This window comes from Fodinibius halophilus (assembly GCF_011059105.1).
Classification (GTDB): Bacteria; Bacteroidota; Rhodothermia; order Balneolales; family Balneolaceae; genus Fodinibius; species Fodinibius halophilus.
This window is the reverse complement of the sequence record NZ_JAALLS010000012.1, coordinates 1-18,543: the sequence shown is the minus strand read 5'-3', so window position 1 is coordinate 18,543 and position 18,543 is coordinate 1. Positions and strand designations below refer to the sequence as shown.

Here is an 18,543-nt window from a genome sequence, read left to right as displayed (position 1 = left end):
ATATGATGTAATAAAATTTATGCATTGGTGGGGATGTTATACGTGCATGAAAAATCTCCTTCTGCGATATGGGTAGTACGTTTAGCATCTTTATTGAACAGCTCTTTAAAAAACATGGCTTCCAGCTTGCAAGGAAGTCTGGTTTCTTTTACCACTTCGCTGAATGGGCAATTGCATTCCTTAATGGTAAGAGTATTATTCTCTTTATCTATATCAAATTCGGGCATAAACCCTTCTTCTTTTAACATAGATGTTAAAGATTCCATCTTACTCTCAAATGTTGTTTTTGAGGGTTGATCCATGTGATGGCGAGCTTTTTTAATTCGATCTTCCCAAAAAAACTTGAAAAACTCTTGTATCGTTTTCTCGTCGTCTTTTGATTTTAAAAAGTTAAGTAACTCTGAGATGAGTGTTGATTCAAGGGAAGGGAATAGGGCATTTCCCTTTTGGGTTAGTTGGTATTCAAGGCTTGGCCGACCGGGCCCCGAACGTACATAATCGTGTTGTATATATCCGTCTCGTTCTAATTGCAAGAAATGTTCCCGGAGGGTAGTTTTAGCTAAGTCGGTACTTTCGACTGCCACATCAATAGTAGTGGTTCCATTTCTTTTAATAAGTTCAAGTAATTGTTTTTTTGATCCTTTAAACATAACAGTAGGATTCAGTAAATATGGTCAAGTTATCCCGAGTTTAACTTTTGTTTTACCAAGGGGATGAAGTGATCTCGTTCAATTTCTATTTGTTTTTTCAGCGAAGAAAAAAGTGCTTTGATATTGTAGTTCAGAATGCGAAGGGTAGAACATGCTCCTTCCGGATTTTTTAATCCTTGTCCTTTCTGCTCAATAGTCTCTATGAAATCTATAATTTCATTATGATCTTCTTCGATAATATGAATTCCACTCTCGATTTTTGTGGTAGTACCATGTAAAATCTTTTTCTTTGAACTGTTCAACTCATGGAGTAGAGGAAATAGCTTGTGACGCTGGAAATAAAAGTAATAGGTTAGTTTCTCTTCGAGTTTTTCAAGGTGCGGCTGCATATTTTTAAGCCACTGGTATTGGTTACCATGTATCTTATGGATGCGAGGAAAATCACTGCTAATTTCATCAAGAAGTCCACTATTCTTTGTTATAAAGTGCTTTTTAAGATAGTTGCACCACCTTTTTAAGTTATCATTGAGGTTCGGTAGCCCTTTATTATTGTCTACATTCTGCTCACCATTGTTCTGTTGGTTTTTTTTGAGCCATTGAAGTATTTCTACTTCACTCCATTTCTTTTGCTGGCAGATTGATCGTAAAGTCTCAGGCTTGTGGTGTTCAGGGGATAATCCAATAGATGTAAGTAACTCTTCTGCGTTTTTTTCTGCATTAATTATTTGGCCAATTGTAGCATCGGGCGTGAGATCTTTAAGTGATTGGCTGTTATCCATAATAGTTTGTCTTTGTATATTATCAACTCGGCAATTAGAAAATAGGCATCTAAATGTATTTAATCAATTAAATCGGATAAAACCGTTTTAATAGTTGAAATTAGTTTTGCCGACTCATACCTTTGGGTTGAAGCAAAGAAAATAACTAACCTAAGTAGAGATGGCTTACGTAGTTACCGACCCATGCATCCAATGTAAGCATACAAATTGTGCAGCCGTATGCCCGGTGGATGCATTTCGAGAAGGCCCCAATTTTTTGGTGATTGATCCTTTTGAATGTATTGATTGTGATGCATGTGTGGCCGAATGTCCTGAAGAGGCTATCTATCCGGATGATGAAGTGCCTATGGAGTGGGAAGATTATATAGCGTTAAATGAACAGCTTTCTGAAGAATGGGCTGACCATGTCATCAACCAAGCCAAAGAGGAACTGCCCAATGTTGACCAATGGAGCGGAAAGGAAAATAAGCGAGAGCATTTAATCGAAAGTTGGAAAGAAAAACCTGTGTAATGCCTATTTGTAATTGGGATTTTATATCTAACAACTATCAACAAAACCTAAACAGCTTGGAAACAAGAGATAAAGCATTAAAATGAAGATTGACTTCAAAAATAGAAATCAAAAATGAATAAACCTTCTGCTGTACAATCTGTAGAGCGACCCTTAACGGTCGAAAAAGCAAAAGCCGAAGAGCGCATAGAGACCTCCTCTAAATCTGTTAAACTGATATTTTCCTTTATTGCCTGTTCCGCTTTTTGGCTGGTGTTTGGCACCTTAGTTGGTGAATATTTAGGATTTAAATTTATTTGGCCGGAAATTGACACGATTTCCTGGCTATCATTCGGGCGCTTGCGTCCGGTGCATACTAATGTGGTATTTTGGGGGTTCCTTTCCCAGGCGATGCTTGCACTGGCGTTATATGTGGTACCCCGTACCAGCCAACGCGAGCTGTTTAGTTACCGAGTGGGATGGGCTAGTCTCTGGCTGATGAATCTATCAGTAATATTAGGAGTTATAAGCCTTATGGCCGGTATTAATAACGGGGCGCAGGAATACCGCGAATTTATCTGGCCTATTTTTTCGCTTTTTGCATTCGGGTTGATCTTGGTTGCCTATAATCTGTACAAAACGATTGCCAACCGTAATGTAAAAGAGATCTATATTTCCAACTGGTACATACTGGCCGCCTGCCTGTGGACAATTATCCTGGCAGCCATCGCTTATTTGCCGGGATATCAACAAGACGGAATTAGCCAGACGGTAATTCAGGGGTATTACATGCACCAAGGGGTGGGGCAATGGTTTACACCGATGGTGCTGGGGTTGACGTATTACTTCTTGCCCAAATTATTGAACAGACCCATTTATTCCTACTCACTGGGGGTGCTGGCTTTTTGGACGCAAATGGTCTTTTATACAATGATAGGTTCGCATCACTTTGTATTTAGTCCCATTCCCTGGTGGATCCAAACTGTTGCTATCGTTTTTAGTGTAGGGATGATTGTACCGGTAACAGCTGGAACAGGAAATTTTTTGTTGACGATGCGCGGTAAGTGGCGCTCTATCGCTCGTAGTTATTCGCTGCCCTTTATTCTGGTGGGCGTCATTTTCTATGCCATTGTATCTTACCAGGGTACGCTGGAAGCTTTCCGATCGCTGAATAAAACGTGGCACTTCACCAACTTTACAATTGCTCATTCACATATGAGTATGTATGGTTTTGTGTCATTCTTGGTGTGGGGCGGCATTTATGGGTTAATCCCGAGAATGACCGGTTATGAGCCGCCGCAATTTGCTGTTGGCGCACATTTCTGGTTGGCCTTTATAGGGGTGTTGGTGTACAGTATTCCCCTGATGATCGGTGGAACATTGCAGGGGCTTAGCTGGATAGCAGGAGACCCATTTATGGAATCAGTAACCCTGATGGCTCCTTACTGGGTATGGCGTGCGGTTGGCGGTACTATGATGTTTATGTCGCATCTGATTTTCGCCTACAACGTCTGGAAAATGCGACCTCAGAGCAATAAGAACGTTGATGAACCTTCCAACTCATAAATAATGTATGTGCTATGAAACTTAATTTTCACAAAAATCATAAACTGCTTTTTGGTGTAATATTTTGGGGCTTTGTTTTCCTTAGCCTCATTATTGCCGTTTTTCCTGCTCTCTGGGTACAGCAAGAAAATAAACCGCTTCCGGCCAGCGAGCCTATGAGTGAGGTCGAGCGAAGGGGAATGAAAGTATTTATAAATGAAGGTTGTGTGTATTGCCATACGCAACAAGTTCGCCCCATTGCAATGGATGAGAATTGGGGACGCCCATCTGCTCCGGGTGATTATGCGCGTGTTAACCGTCCCAGTGTTTGGAGACAGACACCGGCTGTATTAGGTAGCGAGCGAACGGGTCCGGATCTAAGCAATATCGGCAAGCGCCAGCCAAGTGCTGTTTGGCATTATATGCACTTGTATAATCCTCGGTCAGTAGTGGAAGAATCTATAATGCCTTCTTATCCCTGGTTGTTTAAGGTGGCAGAAAACCCATCTAAAAATGCTATGGTTGTGTCTATGCCCGGGGATTATGGCCCCTCTAATGGGAAGATTATTGCTACTGAAAAGGCCAAGGCACTGGTAGCGTATTTAAAATCCCTGAAACAAGTGTCGACGGACGCCCGACCAACAGCAGCCCAAAAAGCAAAGGCCGATTCGGTTGCAGCTCAGGCGGCCAAAAAGGAAATAAGCGGTGCTACGATTTATGCCGATAACTGTGCCTCTTGTCACCAAAGTGACGGGAAAGGAGTACAAGGAGTGTTCCCTCCAATGGTTGATGATCCGGTTGTAATGGCAAAAGATCCTACCAAGCATATACAAGTTGTACTCTATGGACTGCAGGGAAAAACCATTAAGGGAACGGCGTATCAGGGGGCTATGCAGCCATTTGGAAAACTGTTATCTGATGAAGAAGTAGCTGCAGTCATTAATCATGAGCGAACGAGCTGGGGCAATGATGCACCTACCGTAACGGCTGAAGATGTAGCAAAAGTCCGTAAAAATGATGAGTTAAATAAAATTCAAGCCGAGGAATAATCATGTTTATGCTCCTATTTACGCTTATACAGCAAGTATCTGAATTCTCTACCTCCAGTGAGGGGCGAGAATATGCACCGCCGGACAGCCTGCTTTATTATCTCGTGCTTATCGGTTCATCCATTATTGTGTTGGGGGTGGTGATTTTTGCCGTCAAATGGTTTGTCTGGCCGGGAGAGCAATCTGAGGATCATATCAAACGAAAGATTTTAAAAGACGAATCCTAACTACGAACACAATGGCTGAAAACAATAGTAATTTAATACATGTTTATCTGGATGATGAGGATGAGCCGATTGTTTCATACCGTCCTCCCGTTCGGTTTGAGTTGGATACAACTCAGTTAGAGGATGGTCACCACACCTTAAAGGTGGTAGCTACCGATGCAACCGGCCATAAAGGAGTGCGTTCTATTCCCTTCGAGGTTAGAAACGGCCCGGGTATTGATGTTGAAGGCTTGCAGGATAATGATATGCTGGAGGGGAAGGTTCCTATTCTATTAAATGCGTATGGAGGGGCCAAAGAGCCATTTTGGGAACCATCGAGGGCTGAAACGCCTGCCCCGGTACCAACATGGGCATGGGTTTTGCTATTGGTTGTAGTGGCTTGGAGCGCATTTTATATTGCCCAGCAGTGGAATGTGCCGGATGAATATGCAAGTTCCCCCACCTACAGTCTTTTTACGGGCAAAGGTAATAATACTCAATCTGCAGAACAGGCATCGTCAGGTTCCAAAGCAAATATTGGAGCTACCTTATATAGAACGAGCTGTGCCAGTTGTCACCAGGGGAACGGAGAGGGAGTTCCCGGTGCTTTTCCTCCACTTTCGGATGATTCCGTTGTAACGGCTGAAGATCCCACTCGCCATATTGAAATTATTTTATTTGGAATGCAGGGAAAAGCGATTGATGGGGTAGAATACTCTGCAGCTATGCCGCCCTTTTCTCAGCAACTCTCTGATAAGGAAGTGGCCGCAATCATTAATCATGAGCGTACAAGCTGGGGGAATAATGCTCCCACTGTTACAGCTGAGCAAGTACAGAAAGTACGGGTTAAAGGAAATTCAGACTAGCACTCATATAATCTTAATCATATAAATAATAATTAAAGTCAGATAATATTATGCCTACAAGTAATGCAAATGCAACATGGAATGGCGATCTAAAAAATGGAAATGGGACTATGAAATTTGATAGTGGTTCCTATGAAGGGAAGTACACGTTTGCCTCTCGGTTTGAGAATGGGGAAAGCACAAATCCGGAAGAATTAATTGGGGCCGCCCATGCCGGATGTTATGCTATGGCTCTATCGAATGAGTTGGCCGAGGCGGGGCACGACCCACAGTCGGTTGAAGCTCGGGCAGAGGTCACTTTTGAAGTTACCGACGGTGGCCCGGCTATAACAGGTATTAAGCTAATTGCAGAAGCGAATATCCCTAATATTGATAACGATACGTTTCAACAATTTGCCGAGGGGGCAAAAGAAGGGTGCCCAGTATCGAAAGCATTAGCCGGAACTGATATCACTCTTAATGCAACATTGGTATAATTTTTCACTGAATTATAATCAACTATATCTCATCATAATATGTGCGGTATTTAATGTATATATTTCTTCTTGTATTGTTGTTTGTTACGGCCTGTGGGTGACAGTTTGCAGTTCTGAAAATAAGGACGAAGCCCAACACAGCGCCGACATTCAACCTATCGCCTATACAGGATTAGCTGCCAGTGATGAGACTGTTGAAGTTACTTTTACAGTTCCGCATAAAACGGGTGGCTATCCGTTCATATGCTCGTTCCTCACGGGCATGAAAGGCATTCTGAATGATAAATAGCGAAAGTAAACCACGGGTCACGGGTACAGGCATCATCAGATGTTTTCCTGCCGTGGATTTTATCATTAAGTAATTTATTTGCTGTGTTCAATCCATTAATTTTTTGAGATTCTATGATTAAATAATTAATGTGCAAAGGCGTGTTTATGCTTTTGTTAGGTGGGGCGCAATCGGTTACCGATAAAAAATAACAGAGTGTAATTCCAAATAATACGATCAAGGGCTATTATGAAAATAAAACGAATTGTTCGCATCTTCTGCTTGGCAATAATATTAGCGGCGGCTCCAATTTTATTGACTGTTTGGGACAGCAACATTTCTGTATTCAATGATGCTGAAGCTTCGATGGGAGTTTGTTGTGCAGGTAGTGGCATATGTGTTATTGGCGACCATACCATAACAGAATCTTATATGAACAAGCCTGGCACCGGCTGTGGTGCAAAAGAGATAAGATAATACCTCTAAGAAAAAGGTTAGCTGACAGAGCAATATATTAAGACTATCTTCTACACCTGCAACCGGAATAGTATATCCAATCGGCCGCTTATTTGGCAGCATCCTTATAAGTAATAGTGGTCATGCCATCTGTATATTATTGGTCCATCATCTTCGGTAGCCAATATACATCTTTTCTCATCTTCAATAGGGAGATGGGGTTCATCATTCATCAAAAAGTAAAGTACAAGAAATGAAAAACGTCAAATCGGTAGTATCGTATGTAAGTCTGGTAGTTCTTCTAATGATCCCTGTATCTACCCTTTTTGCCCAGGATTTTTCAGAAATTGATATAACAACTTCTGAGGTATGGGAGCAGGGAGAGGACCCATTATATAATCCGGCAAAGATTCTTTCAGTTGGTGACTATGTTGTTATTGTTGATAAGGTAGCTGATAAAAAGGTCCGGATATATGACCCGGAATCTAAGCAGCTTGTTAAAGCATTCGGAAAGCAGGGGAAAGGCCCCAATGAGTATTTAAGTATATGGAACCTGTTTGCTGTAAAGGATGGGTCCCAGCAGTTTTGTATATATGATATCCAGTTGAGGCGCGTTACTTGTTACGATTTGGATGCTGTTGCCAATAGTTCAAGTTATTCCCCTTCATATACGCAAATGTTGAGTGCAGATGCAGGCCTTCCTCTGCGAATTACGGGGTGGCCCCAAAAAAGAGAGTTTATAACTACCGGCATTTTCAAAAAGGGACATCGATTTATAACAATTGACAGCACGGGTAGTGTTGCTGCAAAGTCTGATGAGTTTGAATATGAAGAGAGCGATACCCCGTTAAGTGTTATACAGCATGCATATACTGTTTTGCCAACAACAAATGGGGATGGTACTAAAGTGGCTTTCGCTTATTTTTATACCAATAAGTTGGATATTTATTCAGTCTCAGGTAAGAAAAATGCAACTGTGAGGCCTTCGGGTGATTTCTTCCCACCACTGTTTTCTGTTTGCCAAACATCCCAGGGGACCAGCATGGCTCAAGATGGAGATACAAGGCTGGCATATATTGATGTTAGCACCACCGCTGATCATATATACGCATTATACTCCGGGCGAAAGCGGAGTCATAAACGAACTGATAGCAGTGATACTATTCATGTTTTTGATTGGAATGGTAACCGAGACACAAAAATCCATCTGGATAGAGAAGTTACTGATTGTACGGCAACCGCGGGGGGAGAAAATTTATTATGTCTTGAAAAAACAGCAGAAGGTGTTGATATCATACAGTATAGCTTGCCGAAAAGTTTATCAGCGAAATAAAACATGGCTCAAAAAGAAAAAGTAGACTGGCTCACTTATGGGTTGGTAGCATTGGCTATAGTCGTTGTTGGGCTAACCACCCCAAATTTTTTTAACAGTGAGGTAGCTATTCCTGCACATGACAAAGTCCACAATTGGGATACATTGCGTACCTCCTATTCTCCATTGCATGGCAACGGGCAGTCTCAAGTGATAATAATTGAGTATTACAGTTATGGATGTGGCTATTGCCGGGTGTTGGACCATTCACTGTCAAAGCTGTGAACAACCTTTCCCCAAGAAGTATCCATATACTACAAGCCCGTTCATTTAGGCGAATTCGGTTATAACTATTTTTCAGCCATTGCGGCACACTGCGCCGGGCGTCAAAAAGGGTTTGATACTATACATCGCAAGCTATTTGGGGAGGAAAGCCGAGAGGTTGATTGGAAGGGATTGGCAGAAAGTACCGACCGAATAGATAATACTGAATATCTAAGCTGTATTGAAGACAGGGCAACAGAGGAAGAGGTGAAAAAAGATGAACGTAGTTCCAGCAAATTGGGATTTCGCGGGGTGCCTTACATTATAATCAATGGAAAGGGCTTTTTAGGAGCCCTTAGTTACCAGCAACTGGAAACGATTGTTCAACAAGAATTACATAAGTAGCGCTGTTTGAATACAGTCCACTATCAGGCTATTCCTCAAAAACGGGTAGTTCTACCGCGTAATCATACATGCGTTTATTATAGATATCACGTAGCCGTAGCATCCATGCAATACGCGGGGTAGAGCTTGATTGTACATCTGCAGGTGGGAGGTCATCAGGCGGAGTAAAACGAAAGGAAATAGTGACGTTTCGATCGGCATCGGGTTGTGAAATTGGGAGCTTTGTCTTTTCTGACCAGAGGGCATCTTCTTCGGCGCGGTTCGTTACTTTATCATTGCTGGAGCTGTTGTGATGGGTGCGGACTTTACGACATAATAGTTGCACCGTTAGCTTCTCGGGCAGACGTACACCGCCATCATTCAGGGTGATAGTCCCCGATATTGGTTCGCCTACAGTAGATGGCATATCAGCCAACTGCACTTTGAAAGGCCCTCTCTTTAGTAGTAAAAAGCCTCTTTTAGCTGCCCACGGGAGTAGCAGTAGCGGCACCCCTATGGGAAGAAGCGTTTTCCATGTAATAGTGGAGTAGGTTAATAATGTATCGTTAATATTGAAATAAGTGATAATCCCGCCAACAAATAAGACGACCGCATAAGCAAAGAAAAGTCCGATCTGTTGAGAGGGATACCACTCGATGATCTCATTGCTTGCCCAAGATTCACGTTGTCTCCAAGGGTCATCGGGATACTTTTTCTTGGCTTGTTCATAAAATGCAGCTTTTTCGCCGTAATGCTTTTTAGCGGTCCATAAGATAAGGCTCGCAATTCCGAAAATAATAGCAAGTGCAACAACAAGTGGTTCTGCCTCAGGATCCTGGGCATCAAGGTCAACGGTTAAAAAAATAATTAATAGTGCTAATGCTGCTAAACCACTGGAAGCGCCAAGGATGGCAAAAACCAATTTCTTGAAATTATAGCCCATCTCTAAAGAAGTTTTCTTGAATGTAATTATTTAAAATAAAGGGTAATAAGAGCAATGAACACTTACAAGGGGGCAAGTATTTACATCCTGATAACTATTGGGATAGAACAAATTTTATAAGATAGTATGGTATGAAAATTTAATAGCTATTCTCATGAAATATTCCGTTTTGTTGTTATTTATGGAATATCCGGGCTTTTATACATCATTTGATGGATGCGCAACAAGCGGAATTTAAAAATATTGGGGCTGTTACTTTCAACTTATTGAACTCCGCTATGAAAAAGAATAACAAAGTTACAGTATATGATTGGCCAACACGTATTTTCCACGGTATTTTTGCCGGACTCTTTCTGGTAGCCTTTTTAATAGCTAAAACAGTAAGTGATGAAAGCTCACTTTTTTCTATTCATATGTTGGCGGGGCTCACCATTGCTTTTATTTTAACACTACGTTTGGTATGGGGATTTATTGGAACTATCTATGCCCGTTTTTCTTCTTTCAGTTTAGCCCCAGCCAAGCTACTGGCATATATGAAAGGGGCACTGGTTGCTAAGACCAAACGCTATCTGGGCCATAACCCGGCCTCCAGCTATGCGGCAATTATTATGTTTGTCTGTGCAGCAGGTTTGGCTTTTACCGGAATTATGATGGCCGGCGGTGGTGAAGGTGAGATTTATGAAGAAATACATGAGCTGCTGGCTAACCTATTTTTGATTACCGTCATTCTCCATATTGCCGGCATAGTATTCCATCATTTCAAACATAAAGATTCACTCTGGTTTAGTATGGTAGACGGGAAAAAAGAGAAAGTGGAGGGTAAAATGGGTATTAACAGTAGTAAACGTTTTGCCGGTTTTCTGTTTTTAATACTTACTATAACATGGATGGGTTACTTATATTCTAGTTACGACTCGGCTACCCAAACTTTGAACCTTTTTGGACAAGAGTTGGTACTCGGCGAAGAAGAGCATGAACACAGTTCTGGGTATGAAATGGATGAGGCAACTGACGAAAATAAGGATTATGAAGTAATGTTATAATGAATAAAAATGAACGCTGGATTATTACAGTGGTGCTTCTTGTCATCGCTGTATTAACGTCTATAGATATTTATAACGACTACTTTGAAGGAGTAGCCGGTTGGCATATATCCATCGAATCCATAGTGGGTATTATTGCTTTGATTGGAGTCTTCTACCTGGTACGAGGGCGCTTTCAGCTGCAGCAATCTTTGGTTGAAGAACAGCAGTTTTCAAAAGAGGTCCAGCAAGAGGCCCGAAAGTGGAGGCAGGTATCAAAAAAATATGTAGAGGGGCTCAGTGTTGTAATTGAAAACCAGTTGGACCGTTGGGAATTGACCGAAGCCGAAAAAGAGATCGCCTTTCTGTTATTAAAAGGATTAAGCAATAAAGAGATTGCCAATGTCAGGAATACCAGCGTCCAGACCGTGCGCTCCCAAACCAATGCCATATACACAAAGTCGGGTCTATCGGGACGCTCCGAGCTCTCCGCCTTTTTTCTGGAAGACCTGTTGCTGCCAACTAAAGAGGGTGTCTGAAGTAATAACTCAGATTAATCCTATATGGAAAACAACCAGGTCGATCAGCTATTAATATCTTTCGTTATTTCTAAAAACCTGATTTTAAAATTACTTGGATTATCGTTTACTAACGTAATTATATACCCTCCCTTAGTATGTCCCAGAGGAGCTCCTGATAACGGAATTTCTTTAATAAATTGAAAATTGTTTTTGGAGTAAATAGCTAAGAAATGATTTCTGTCATTGTAATTTCTAGTGTTGTAAAATTTTGATGTTTCATTTCGGAAAGGAAGCAGTATATATTCGTCAGTTTGTGCCAGAAAAACAGTTGTACTTTGGTCGTTGATGGTAAACTCTTTTACTTTTTGTACATCCTTGACTTTATCAATAAATTCATCCGAAAGTCTAAATGATGGTGGGGGTCTGGAGATTCTCTTGATTCTTGAGAAGTCATTTAAATCCCAAACTTGTATATAGGGTACTTTCGCGTGAGTGGTGAATATCATTTCCTCTTCACAATTTACTGACGAAAGGGTATTCATGAAAATACTTTTGCGTTCTTTAAGATAGGGATCAATTTCACCAAATGATTTTTTTAGCGTGAAATCATCTGAAAACTTACCGATGATTGCATTGTTACTTTCTTTTAGGTTATTAATGCCAAGAAACCAGTGCGATTGACATTGTTCAAGAATATTAGAACTAATAGTTATTTCTTCAGATATTGGAGGTGTGAAGCTCTCCACAGTATTAGTTTTGATGTTGAATTCTTTAATCAGACCAAGTGACTTATCGTATATATTGATGTTATTTTCTTCGTCAAAACCAAAAAAGCGTGCACTTAGTAATTCCGTAGGTCCTCTGCCTCGCGTGCCATATCGATCTATAAGATTTCCCTGATAATCAACTTTGATTATACTAAGTGGGTCTTTCACATTAGAAAGCGCCAAGTAATCTTCATTTGGACTTGCAGATATGACTGGATAAAGGGTCCCTAAAAGGTTCGAAGCAGAACTATCTAACTCTACCACCTTATGTTCAATAACTTTTACTCCAGAAGAGCGTTTTTTAGAATGCTTACTGCAATTAAGGGCAATTGCTAAGGTAAAAATAGTGGCTGCTAATACTACTGTATCTTTAAGGTACATTAATTTCTTTCTTCAGTTACTAAAATAATTTATGTGAAAATAGTGGGTGGCAATATAATTACCGTTACTACTAATGTGTTATTATTGCCAAGGTTTTACAGTCGATTCAATCTAAGGGTTTAGTAATCCAGCAACCACTTAGGTGTACAGTCCAATGTGCCAGATAACTTTTATAAAGGAACTGGGTACTGACACAGTGGTTATAAAGTCTTTTTCTGGAAGATCTGTTGCTACCAGCTAAAGAAGAAGCCGGAAAATGATTCAGGTTATTCTATTTGGGAAACAACCAGTACGGCAGGTTGTTTTTATCTCTTTTTCTTAGACTTCTTGCCTTGGGCTCAATATCATTATTAATCAAGCTATTTAAATCGGTGAGCAATGGCCTTGTTTCAAATAAATAGGAATGATCCAGAAAGCCCGGACCATTAATATTAGAGGCATCAATAGTATCTATTTCTTCTGTTACAAATATGGAGTTTCCTCCGTCACCCAGCCGAGGTCTTTTCCCTCTTAACCATTCTGCAGCTGCTAACGCCCTGTCTTTGTCGGAGGCGTAAATGGTTCTTCGTTTTCCGACTTTTTTAAAATGCGGTAAGATATTTCTTTTAAACACCTCTTGGTCGATATCCGGCGCGGCGAGAACTATTTGGTGGAACTTTTTGAGCTGATGTGCGAAAGAAGAATCCTCACTCAGGTCTTTCAAGGTAGTAGTTAATATGCGGTTTCCCATGCTGTGAGCAATGAGATGCAGTTGTTTAACATTGGTTTGAGACACAAATTTTTTCAAAAATCGTTCAAAATCGGGGATAGAAGCATCAGCATATTCAATATCAGAACCATAGAAAGGCGTTTTTCCGGCCGAAGGCCAGCTGAAAAATCCTGCCAGCCCAAAGAAAGGAAGATCATAGGCTATCTGCCCGGCCCTTCTTGCTGCCTGTGCAAAGGTGTTGTTATAGCCCGGTAAAAAAATGAGGCCTGTTTTATTGTCTAATTGTTCAAACTCCTCTGCCAGCAACTCATAATAGGTATCTTCATTATATTCCTCCAAGTGCTGGATAATAACATGTTTATCCTCTTTCTCGGGGAAGGTAAGTTTCCAGATACCAAATGGGCGTTCAATTTCTCCCAGCTTATGGTTTGGTGGAATGCTGACTTCACAAAATCCGAACTTTAGCTTTTTAAGCTTATTCCCATAATAATCATTCCATTTATCGCTGCCTGTTTTATTTCTGTTTGTCCCATAAAACAGCGTGACTTTTCCGCCAGAGTCGTCCAGAGAGGCTTCATCGGCCGTTTCCTCCTTATGATCCTCATCAGCCCATTCATCCATATCCTTAAAAGCCATTTCGGGAGGTATCGATTTTACTACTTTTTCTACCGGCGATTTAGAAAAAGATCTTCTTTTCTTACTGAAATTTGATTCCGTCGGTACATCCAGTTTTTTTAATTTCGCTTTGGTTAATTTTTTAAAATTAATTCCTTCATCCAGAATTGTAGCAGTGTTACCGATCCCCTCCTCTGTCCATTTAATAGTAAGGGTGGTTTCCCGGTTGTTATTCTGTAAGCCCGTGTTTTCAATTACAGTACCTATGCGATCTACTTCTCCCTGTTCATCAACACCGATAACTCCTGCTCCTTCGGTTATCTGCCAACTCGCGGCAATAATTCGAAAAATGCTTTTAATCTGAGCTGTATTCTTTGCTGTATGATGTTTAGAAACAGCGATAATTATTTGAACTCTATTAGCATTACCTGGGACATCCAGCGCTTCCCAGTTAAAATGGACCGTCTTGAAGTCATCGCTCCATTCAATGTGTTCGCTATTTCGCAGTGAAATTATCCAAGATTCGGAGGATTGCAGTAAAGAGAGGCTTTCTTCAGTCATGTTAGTAAGGTTTTAAATAATAGGGCCTATATAAAAAAGTACTTATACAGGGGATTGTAATTCTCTTGATCTCCCACAGGTTAAACAGCTACCGGATGCAACTAATTTTATAGTTAATAAACAAAGTTCGTACAAGCAATGATTATCTTTTGGTTTTCGGTTTTAAGCCGATAGGTGTTTTCTGCTCTAAGTACTCTTTTGCAACAGTTGCCCAGTATATAAGGAGCTGCTTTTGATGATATGCAAAATTTCTGAAGGGTGGCCTATCTTACTCCCAATAGCCTATATTATTTTTGTACGATATTAACCGCGAAGATCAGCCAGTTGGTGAGTCCAGTGTTTTAGTGGCACTTTTTAAATCGCCAGCGAAAATTTCTCTCCATTATAAATTATAAAGAGGTTGATAGAGCAGTGGTTTGGCAACCACCCCTGTCCGAGGCTGTCCAAAAAGTAAACGTTATCTTTCCTTTTGGATTAAGCAGCCATTCCATAGGCATTCACACCCATTCTGTTTTTTACTGCTGACACAAATCTTGTTTTCACTATCTTTTCCATTTTCCTAAGGTTATGAGCAATGGCCTTGAGCCCCACTTCAAGCTCGGCCATCTTTTTCCCTCTCATTGGCAACCTCCTCATTCGGTCATTATGTTTTAATTGCCCAAAGACGGCTTCTATTTCCGCTCCTCGGCCACCCATTAATGCTTTTGGGGTACTGTTCCTCGTTAATTTGTGGCGAATATTCCGCTTGAAGGCCTCCAGGGCATTGTTGAAGGTTATTGTCCGGTTCCCATTGCCATAGGTGCAGTCGGCTTTGACCGGGCAATCCCTGCAATCCTCACACTGGTAGGTGCGCGCGGGAGTCGTTTGGCCTTGCCCGTACTCATACGGGGCACTTTCTTTATACCGCATGGTCCGCCCCTCTGGGCAGCGATAGGTATCGGTTCCCGCCTCGCGCTCAAAACTATCGCGGCTGTAGGGAGCAGGTTTACGGTCGTAGCCCGGAAATTTGACCACCGCTTCTATATCACGTTGTGCTAATAGCTCGTAATTTGCCAGACTCCCGTACCCAGCGTCAGCGCACAGCCACTCGGGGGTAAAGGACAGCTGCCCCAGGTGGGCACGAAGATTTACCTTGTCGGCGGCATTGCTGTGCAGGCTGTACCCTAAAATAAATTGGTTTTGGGTGCCCATCTGCAGGTTATAGGCCGGGGAGAGCACCTTGTCAAACGGCGACTGATCTTTTAGTCGCATGAAGGTGGCATCCGGATCCGTCCTTGAGTAACTGTTTCGATCTGCTAAGGTCTGCTGTTGGCGTTCATATTTTTTGAGCTTGGGAAGCTCCCGGTCGGTAATCCAGCGCAGCCGGGTAGCGGCTTTGCTGAGGGATTGTTCTTCCACCGACTGCTGGCTGGCCTGTTCTCGCAAAGCCCCGCTGACCCGCTCGGCCGCCGCTTCGATGTCTGCGCTGTCCCAATCGGCCTCCTGGCCGGTTTCAGCCAAATCCCGAGCTCCGTATTGCTCATCCTCGAGATCAGCAAGGCGCTGAATCTCATCAAAAAGAGCCGCTATCCGTTCGACGGCTTTGTGGCGATAGCGCTCGGCATTTTTGGCCCAGACGGCGCTATGTTTGCTCGCGTTTGCCTCCAGGGTAGTCCCATCGACCGTGTACTCCGTTAAATCCACCAGTCCGTGCTCGACCAGCACCAACATGACCTGCGTAAATATTGCTTTACCCCCGCCCTCGGGCAGTCGTTGCTTGCGAAAGTTATTAATGGTGCGGAAATCAGGACGCTGTCCCCCGGACAGCCACATAAACCCGATGTTCTCCCGGGTGGCCTTGGCTAGCCGGCGGCAAGAGTAGATACGCTGGACATGTCCGTAGATGAGAATTTTTAGTAACATCCGCGGATGATAGCTGCTGGTCCCACCCCCTTCGTAGGTCTCCATAATCTCCGTGATATCCATTTGTTCGATTACATGATTAATAAACCGCACCTGATGATCCGCTCCGATAAGCTGGTCCAGGCTCGGCGGAAGAAAGGTGGCTTGGGTGGGGGCATAGGGTTTAAAAACAGGATCAGCCATAACAGTAACAGGATTCGTGGATTATAATTCGCAGCTAAAATACCAATTAATTAGCTTATCCCCCTGACTTTTTGGACAGCCTCAGACCAAGAGGAGGTTGGAAAATAACGGGGAAATAGGCTAAAACGTTGAAAGTCCCAAGCCTTCACTGCCGTCATGCTGACCCACTCCTGGCCTCTCCCTACTGTTCGCAGGGAGAGGGACGCTTATCTACAATATGTGCTGGGTTTAAATGCGTATATCTTTTCAGAGACTCTCAGTTTAATTTCCAGCTGAATACGTAATAAAAAAGTCTCTTCCCCTGCCCGCAGGGGAAGAACAAGATGGGGTCACAAAATAGCAAGCACTCGAATGTGCTAAATGTATACTATGACTCACAAATCGTGAGGGCAAATACATCCCAATAAAAAAAGCCCCAACAAATGCCGGGGCTCAGAATAAAAATTAGCTAAGATAAAATATCTTAAGCCAGGCTTCGTACGTTAATTGCACTTAAGCCTTTGGGAGTTTCTTCAACATCGAACTCTACGACTTCATCATCATCAAAACCTTGATCAAAGCCAATATTTTCAATGTTATTTCTGTGAACGAAAATATCTTTATCGCCGTCATCGGGGTTGATAAATCCAAATCCTTTTTGTGAATCGAAAAATTTTATTTTGCCTTGTTGTGACATATGTATTGTGTTTTATGCACCCTTAAGTTTCTCTTGTGAAAGGAGTTGGGTAACGCGTCTTTTCAGTAAAGTATATTTATCAGGTGGGTAATTAAATTTAGTACTTCAAGGTAGTGTTAATAACATGCATTACCTATTTATATTTTAGCCTGGTAGGTATGCTAATAATGGGTACAGGGTTATTGAATGCTGCTTTTTACAAGAAATTGAGGTGACCAATAAGTGTGTTCTAGAACTGCAGGCATCATATAACTACTGATGGAGTTTGAGGAATAAATTTATCTTCCCGCTGATCAGTTAAGTTGGAGATCGTTTTGTGTATTATTTTCGATTATTCATCTAGGTTGTGGTAGTCGATCTGTTCTCAGCGGTAGGGTTTTGGCATTGCCAATAGGGGTATGAGTATGAGAAAAGAGGGTGACTAAAAAATCATTAGAGAGATGGTACGATTAGGTTATATTTACATCTCTGCGGGGAATCATATCATATAACATTGTTGTTTTATATAAAGATATGAAGAATCAAACCTTACGGTGGATTGCCATGTAAGTAATGGGAAAAACTTTTCTTACATAAAAGATTCGTTCAATTGTGTTTGTCAAGGTTTTAAGGACGGGACATTATGAAACTATATATTAAATATATGGTGAGTCTGCGGTGCAAGATGTTGGTCAAAGAAGAGTTAGAAAAGCTCGGCATAAATTATACTTCTGTGGACCTTGGTATGGTTAAAATTGAGGATAACGTTACTGAAAAACAGTTGGAAACGTTTGGGAAAAACCTGAAGAAATCGGGGTTGGAGCTGCTGGATAACGAGAGAAATATCCTGGTTGAAAAGATAAAAAGCGTCATTGTGGAAATGATCCATTACGAGGATGAGGTCCCAAAAGTAAATGATTCTGATTATATCAGTGAGGAGTTGGGCTATGACTATACTTATCTGTCCAATACATTTTCTGAGGTGAAGGGGATCACCATCCAGCAGTATATTATTATGCACAAGATTGAAAAGGTGAAAGAACTGCTGTTGTATAATGAGCTGACTCTGACCGAGATTGCCCATAAGCTACACTACAGCAGTGTTGCCCATCTGTCTAACCAGTTTAAAAAGATAACCGGTCTTACGCCCACCTATTTCAAAGAGTTGAAAGAGAAGCGGGAAAAGAATCTCGAGGATTTATGATCCATCAAAAGCAAGAACATTCCCCTTCCAAAGTGGGCTAGGAGGATTGGTCGGAATGTTGTTACAACCTCCCCCTATTTCTTCCGGCTGACACCGGAATTCATTTTCACCGCAACGTCGCTAAAGGCCTACTGCGCCGAAGTAGATTTCAGCTACGTAGGCTGTACTTTGATGCGTCGGCGACCTTCAAAGTGGGAAAGGATCAAATAATAGTTATGATGCTATGGTTTTTTTTAGATATGATCTTAAGTTAAAGAAACGATTGAGGAGCTGGAAAACAGCAAGGTTATTCCCCCTTCCAGAGGCTGTGAGAAAATACCAAGTCAAATATATAT

21 protein-coding genes are annotated in these 18,543 nt (G+C 41.8%); 13 read left to right on the top strand and 8 right to left on the bottom strand.

Going from position 1 to position 18,543, the window contains the following annotated elements; translation table 11 throughout:
- Positions 1–17: 17 nt before the first annotated feature.
- Together G3569_RS10220 and G3569_RS10215 are read right to left on the bottom strand one after the other, a co-directional pair.
- A complete protein-coding gene (locus G3569_RS10220; protein ID WP_165268770.1) occupies positions 18–650 on the bottom strand; it encodes a helix-turn-helix transcriptional regulator in 633 nt (210 codons plus the stop codon).
- Between the two features lie 29 nt (positions 651–679).
- Positions 680–1,429 (bottom strand): hypothetical protein, encoded by a 750-nt coding sequence (locus G3569_RS10215; RefSeq protein ID WP_165268768.1) that lies wholly within the window; start codon positions 1,427–1,429, stop codon positions 680–682.
- A 160-nt stretch (positions 1,430–1,589) separates the two neighbouring features.
- Here G3569_RS10215 and G3569_RS10210 point away from each other — a divergent pair, with 160 nt between their 5' ends.
- From G3569_RS10210 to G3569_RS10185, 6 genes are all read left to right on the top strand, one after another.
- On the top strand, positions 1,590–1,940 hold the full coding sequence (locus G3569_RS10210; RefSeq protein ID WP_165268766.1) for a ferredoxin family protein: 351 nt from the start codon (positions 1,590–1,592) through the stop codon (positions 1,938–1,940).
- Between the two features lie 114 nt (positions 1,941–2,054).
- A complete protein-coding gene (locus G3569_RS10205; RefSeq protein ID WP_165268764.1) occupies positions 2,055–3,485 on the top strand; it encodes a cbb3-type cytochrome c oxidase subunit I in 1,431 nt (476 codons plus the stop codon).
- Between the two features lie 14 nt (positions 3,486–3,499).
- Positions 3,500–4,513: a cbb3-type cytochrome c oxidase subunit II gene (locus G3569_RS10200; protein WP_165268762.1), complete on the top strand. Its 1,014-nt coding sequence runs from the start codon at positions 3,500–3,502 to the stop codon at positions 4,511–4,513.
- 2 nt (positions 4,514–4,515) lie between these two features.
- Positions 4,516–4,740: a hypothetical protein gene (locus G3569_RS10195; RefSeq protein WP_205720129.1), complete on the top strand. Its 225-nt coding sequence runs from the start codon at positions 4,516–4,518 to the stop codon at positions 4,738–4,740.
- An 11-nt stretch (positions 4,741–4,751) separates the two neighbouring features.
- Positions 4,752–5,585 (top strand): c-type cytochrome, encoded by an 834-nt coding sequence (locus G3569_RS10190; protein ID WP_165268758.1) that lies wholly within the window; start codon positions 4,752–4,754, stop codon positions 5,583–5,585.
- 50 nt (positions 5,586–5,635) lie between these two features.
- Positions 5,636–6,061 carry an OsmC family protein gene (locus tag G3569_RS10185; protein WP_165268756.1) on the top strand — a complete coding sequence of 142 codons (426 nt, stop codon included), beginning with the start codon at positions 5,636–5,638 and terminating at the stop codon, positions 6,059–6,061.
- A 172-nt stretch (positions 6,062–6,233) separates the two neighbouring features.
- Here G3569_RS10185 and G3569_RS10180 read toward each other — a convergent pair whose 3' ends face one another.
- Positions 6,234–6,416, bottom strand: coding sequence for a hypothetical protein (locus G3569_RS10180; RefSeq protein ID WP_165268754.1), 183 nt, complete (start codon positions 6,414–6,416; stop codon positions 6,234–6,236).
- A gap of 162 nt (positions 6,417–6,578) precedes the next feature.
- On the opposite strand from G3569_RS10180, the gene G3569_RS10175 reads away from it, so the two are divergent.
- From G3569_RS10175 to G3569_RS10160, 4 genes are all read left to right on the top strand, one after another.
- On the top strand, positions 6,579–6,806 hold the full coding sequence (locus tag G3569_RS10175) for a hypothetical protein (protein ID WP_165268752.1): 228 nt from the start codon (positions 6,579–6,581) through the stop codon (positions 6,804–6,806).
- A 232-nt stretch (positions 6,807–7,038) separates the two neighbouring features.
- Entirely contained in the window at positions 7,039–8,118 is a 1,080-nt protein-coding gene (locus G3569_RS10170) for a BF3164 family lipoprotein (protein WP_165268750.1), read from the top strand.
- Positions 8,119–8,121: 3 nt separating this feature from the next.
- Complete coding sequence (locus tag G3569_RS10165; RefSeq protein ID WP_165268748.1) at positions 8,122–8,382, top strand: hypothetical protein; 261 nt, start codon at positions 8,122–8,124, stop codon at positions 8,380–8,382.
- Positions 8,383–8,406: 24 nt separating this feature from the next.
- The gene (locus tag G3569_RS10160) at positions 8,407–8,766 is read left to right on the top strand and encodes a DsbA family protein (protein WP_165268973.1); all 360 of its coding nucleotides are present in this window, start codon (positions 8,407–8,409) and stop codon (positions 8,764–8,766) included.
- A 28-nt stretch (positions 8,767–8,794) separates the two neighbouring features.
- On the opposite strand, the gene G3569_RS10155 is transcribed toward G3569_RS10160, so the two are convergent.
- Positions 8,795–9,688: a hypothetical protein gene (locus tag G3569_RS10155; RefSeq protein WP_165268746.1), complete on the bottom strand. Its 894-nt coding sequence runs from the start codon at positions 9,686–9,688 to the stop codon at positions 8,795–8,797.
- A gap of 278 nt (positions 9,689–9,966) precedes the next feature.
- Here G3569_RS10155 and G3569_RS10150 point away from each other — a divergent pair, with 278 nt between their 5' ends.
- The gene (locus tag G3569_RS10150) at positions 9,967–10,731 is read left to right on the top strand and encodes a cytochrome b/b6 domain-containing protein (RefSeq protein ID WP_165268744.1); all 765 of its coding nucleotides are present in this window, start codon (positions 9,967–9,969) and stop codon (positions 10,729–10,731) included.
- The gene (locus G3569_RS10145) at positions 10,731–11,249 is read left to right on the top strand and encodes a helix-turn-helix transcriptional regulator (protein ID WP_165268742.1); all 519 of its coding nucleotides are present in this window, start codon (positions 10,731–10,733) and stop codon (positions 11,247–11,249) included. The genes G3569_RS10150 and G3569_RS10145 overlap by 1 nt, the downstream gene beginning before the upstream one ends.
- A 44-nt stretch (positions 11,250–11,293) precedes the next feature.
- Here G3569_RS10145 and G3569_RS10140 read toward each other — a convergent pair whose 3' ends face one another.
- The 4 genes from G3569_RS10140 to G3569_RS10125 all read right to left on the bottom strand — a co-directional run bounded on the left by G3569_RS10140 (position 11,294) and on the right by G3569_RS10125 (position 17,025).
- The gene (locus G3569_RS10140; protein ID WP_165268740.1) at positions 11,294–12,379 is read right to left on the bottom strand and encodes a hypothetical protein; all 1,086 of its coding nucleotides are present in this window, start codon (positions 12,377–12,379) and stop codon (positions 11,294–11,296) included.
- A 271-nt stretch (positions 12,380–12,650) separates the two neighbouring features.
- Entirely contained in the window at positions 12,651–14,264 is a 1,614-nt protein-coding gene (locus G3569_RS10135) for an alpha/beta hydrolase (protein ID WP_165268738.1), read from the bottom strand.
- 474 nt (positions 14,265–14,738) lie between these two features.
- Positions 14,739–16,349 carry an IS1182 family transposase gene (locus tag G3569_RS10130; protein ID WP_165268736.1) on the bottom strand — a complete coding sequence of 537 codons (1,611 nt, stop codon included), beginning with the start codon at positions 16,347–16,349 and terminating at the stop codon, positions 14,739–14,741.
- A gap of 463 nt (positions 16,350–16,812) precedes the next feature.
- A complete protein-coding gene (locus G3569_RS10125; protein ID WP_165268734.1) occupies positions 16,813–17,025 on the bottom strand; it encodes a cold-shock protein in 213 nt (70 codons plus the stop codon).
- A gap of 622 nt (positions 17,026–17,647) precedes the next feature.
- On the opposite strand from G3569_RS10125, the gene G3569_RS10120 reads away from it, so the two are divergent.
- Entirely contained in the window at positions 17,648–18,208 is a 561-nt protein-coding gene (locus G3569_RS10120) for a helix-turn-helix domain-containing protein (protein WP_165268732.1), read from the top strand.
- The last annotated feature ends 335 nt before the right edge of the window (positions 18,209–18,543 follow it).

What these genes read in the sequence shown, in the direction of transcription:
- G3569_RS10145 (WP_165268742.1), top strand. Translation starts at nt 10,731, where the DNA reads ATGAATAAAAATGAACGCTGGATTATTACAGTGGTGCTTCTTGTCATC.
- G3569_RS10135 (WP_165268738.1), bottom strand. Translation starts at nt 14,264, where the DNA reads ATGACTGAAGAAAGCCTCTCTTTACTGCAATCCTCCGAATCTTGGATA.
- G3569_RS10185 (WP_165268756.1), top strand. Translation starts at nt 5,636, where the DNA reads ATGCCTACAAGTAATGCAAATGCAACATGGAATGGCGATCTAAAAAAT.
- G3569_RS10210 (WP_165268766.1), top strand. Translation starts at nt 1,590, where the DNA reads ATGGCTTACGTAGTTACCGACCCATGCATCCAATGTAAGCATACAAAT.
- G3569_RS10150 (WP_165268744.1), top strand. Translation starts at nt 9,967, where the DNA reads ATGAAAAAGAATAACAAAGTTACAGTATATGATTGGCCAACACGTATT.
- G3569_RS10195 (WP_205720129.1), top strand. Translation starts at nt 4,516, where the DNA reads ATGTTTATGCTCCTATTTACGCTTATACAGCAAGTATCTGAATTCTCT.
- G3569_RS10190 (WP_165268758.1), top strand. Translation starts at nt 4,752, where the DNA reads ATGGCTGAAAACAATAGTAATTTAATACATGTTTATCTGGATGATGAG.
- G3569_RS10215 (WP_165268768.1), bottom strand. Translation starts at nt 1,429, where the DNA reads ATGGATAACAGCCAATCACTTAAAGATCTCACGCCCGATGCTACAATT.
- G3569_RS10125 (WP_165268734.1), bottom strand. Translation starts at nt 17,025, where the DNA reads ATGTCACAACAAGGCAAAATAAAATTTTTCGATTCACAAAAAGGATTT.
- G3569_RS10170 (WP_165268750.1), top strand. Translation starts at nt 7,039, where the DNA reads ATGAAAAACGTCAAATCGGTAGTATCGTATGTAAGTCTGGTAGTTCTT.
- G3569_RS10130 (WP_165268736.1), bottom strand. Translation starts at nt 16,349, where the DNA reads ATGGCTGATCCTGTTTTTAAACCCTATGCCCCCACCCAAGCCACCTTT.
- G3569_RS10180 (WP_165268754.1), bottom strand. Translation starts at nt 6,416, where the DNA reads ATGATAAAATCCACGGCAGGAAAACATCTGATGATGCCTGTACCCGTG.
- G3569_RS10200 (WP_165268762.1), top strand. Translation starts at nt 3,500, where the DNA reads ATGAAACTTAATTTTCACAAAAATCATAAACTGCTTTTTGGTGTAATA.
- G3569_RS10140 (WP_165268740.1), bottom strand. Translation starts at nt 12,379, where the DNA reads ATGTACCTTAAAGATACAGTAGTATTAGCAGCCACTATTTTTACCTTA.
- G3569_RS10175 (WP_165268752.1), top strand. Translation starts at nt 6,579, where the DNA reads ATGAAAATAAAACGAATTGTTCGCATCTTCTGCTTGGCAATAATATTA.
- G3569_RS10120 (WP_165268732.1), top strand. Translation starts at nt 17,648, where the DNA reads ATGAAACTATATATTAAATATATGGTGAGTCTGCGGTGCAAGATGTTG.
- G3569_RS10220 (WP_165268770.1), bottom strand. Translation starts at nt 650, where the DNA reads ATGTTTAAAGGATCAAAAAAACAATTACTTGAACTTATTAAAAGAAAT.
- G3569_RS10165 (WP_165268748.1), top strand. Translation starts at nt 8,122, where the DNA reads ATGGCTCAAAAAGAAAAAGTAGACTGGCTCACTTATGGGTTGGTAGCA.
- G3569_RS10205 (WP_165268764.1), top strand. Translation starts at nt 2,055, where the DNA reads ATGAATAAACCTTCTGCTGTACAATCTGTAGAGCGACCCTTAACGGTC.
- G3569_RS10155 (WP_165268746.1), bottom strand. Translation starts at nt 9,688, where the DNA reads ATGGGCTATAATTTCAAGAAATTGGTTTTTGCCATCCTTGGCGCTTCC.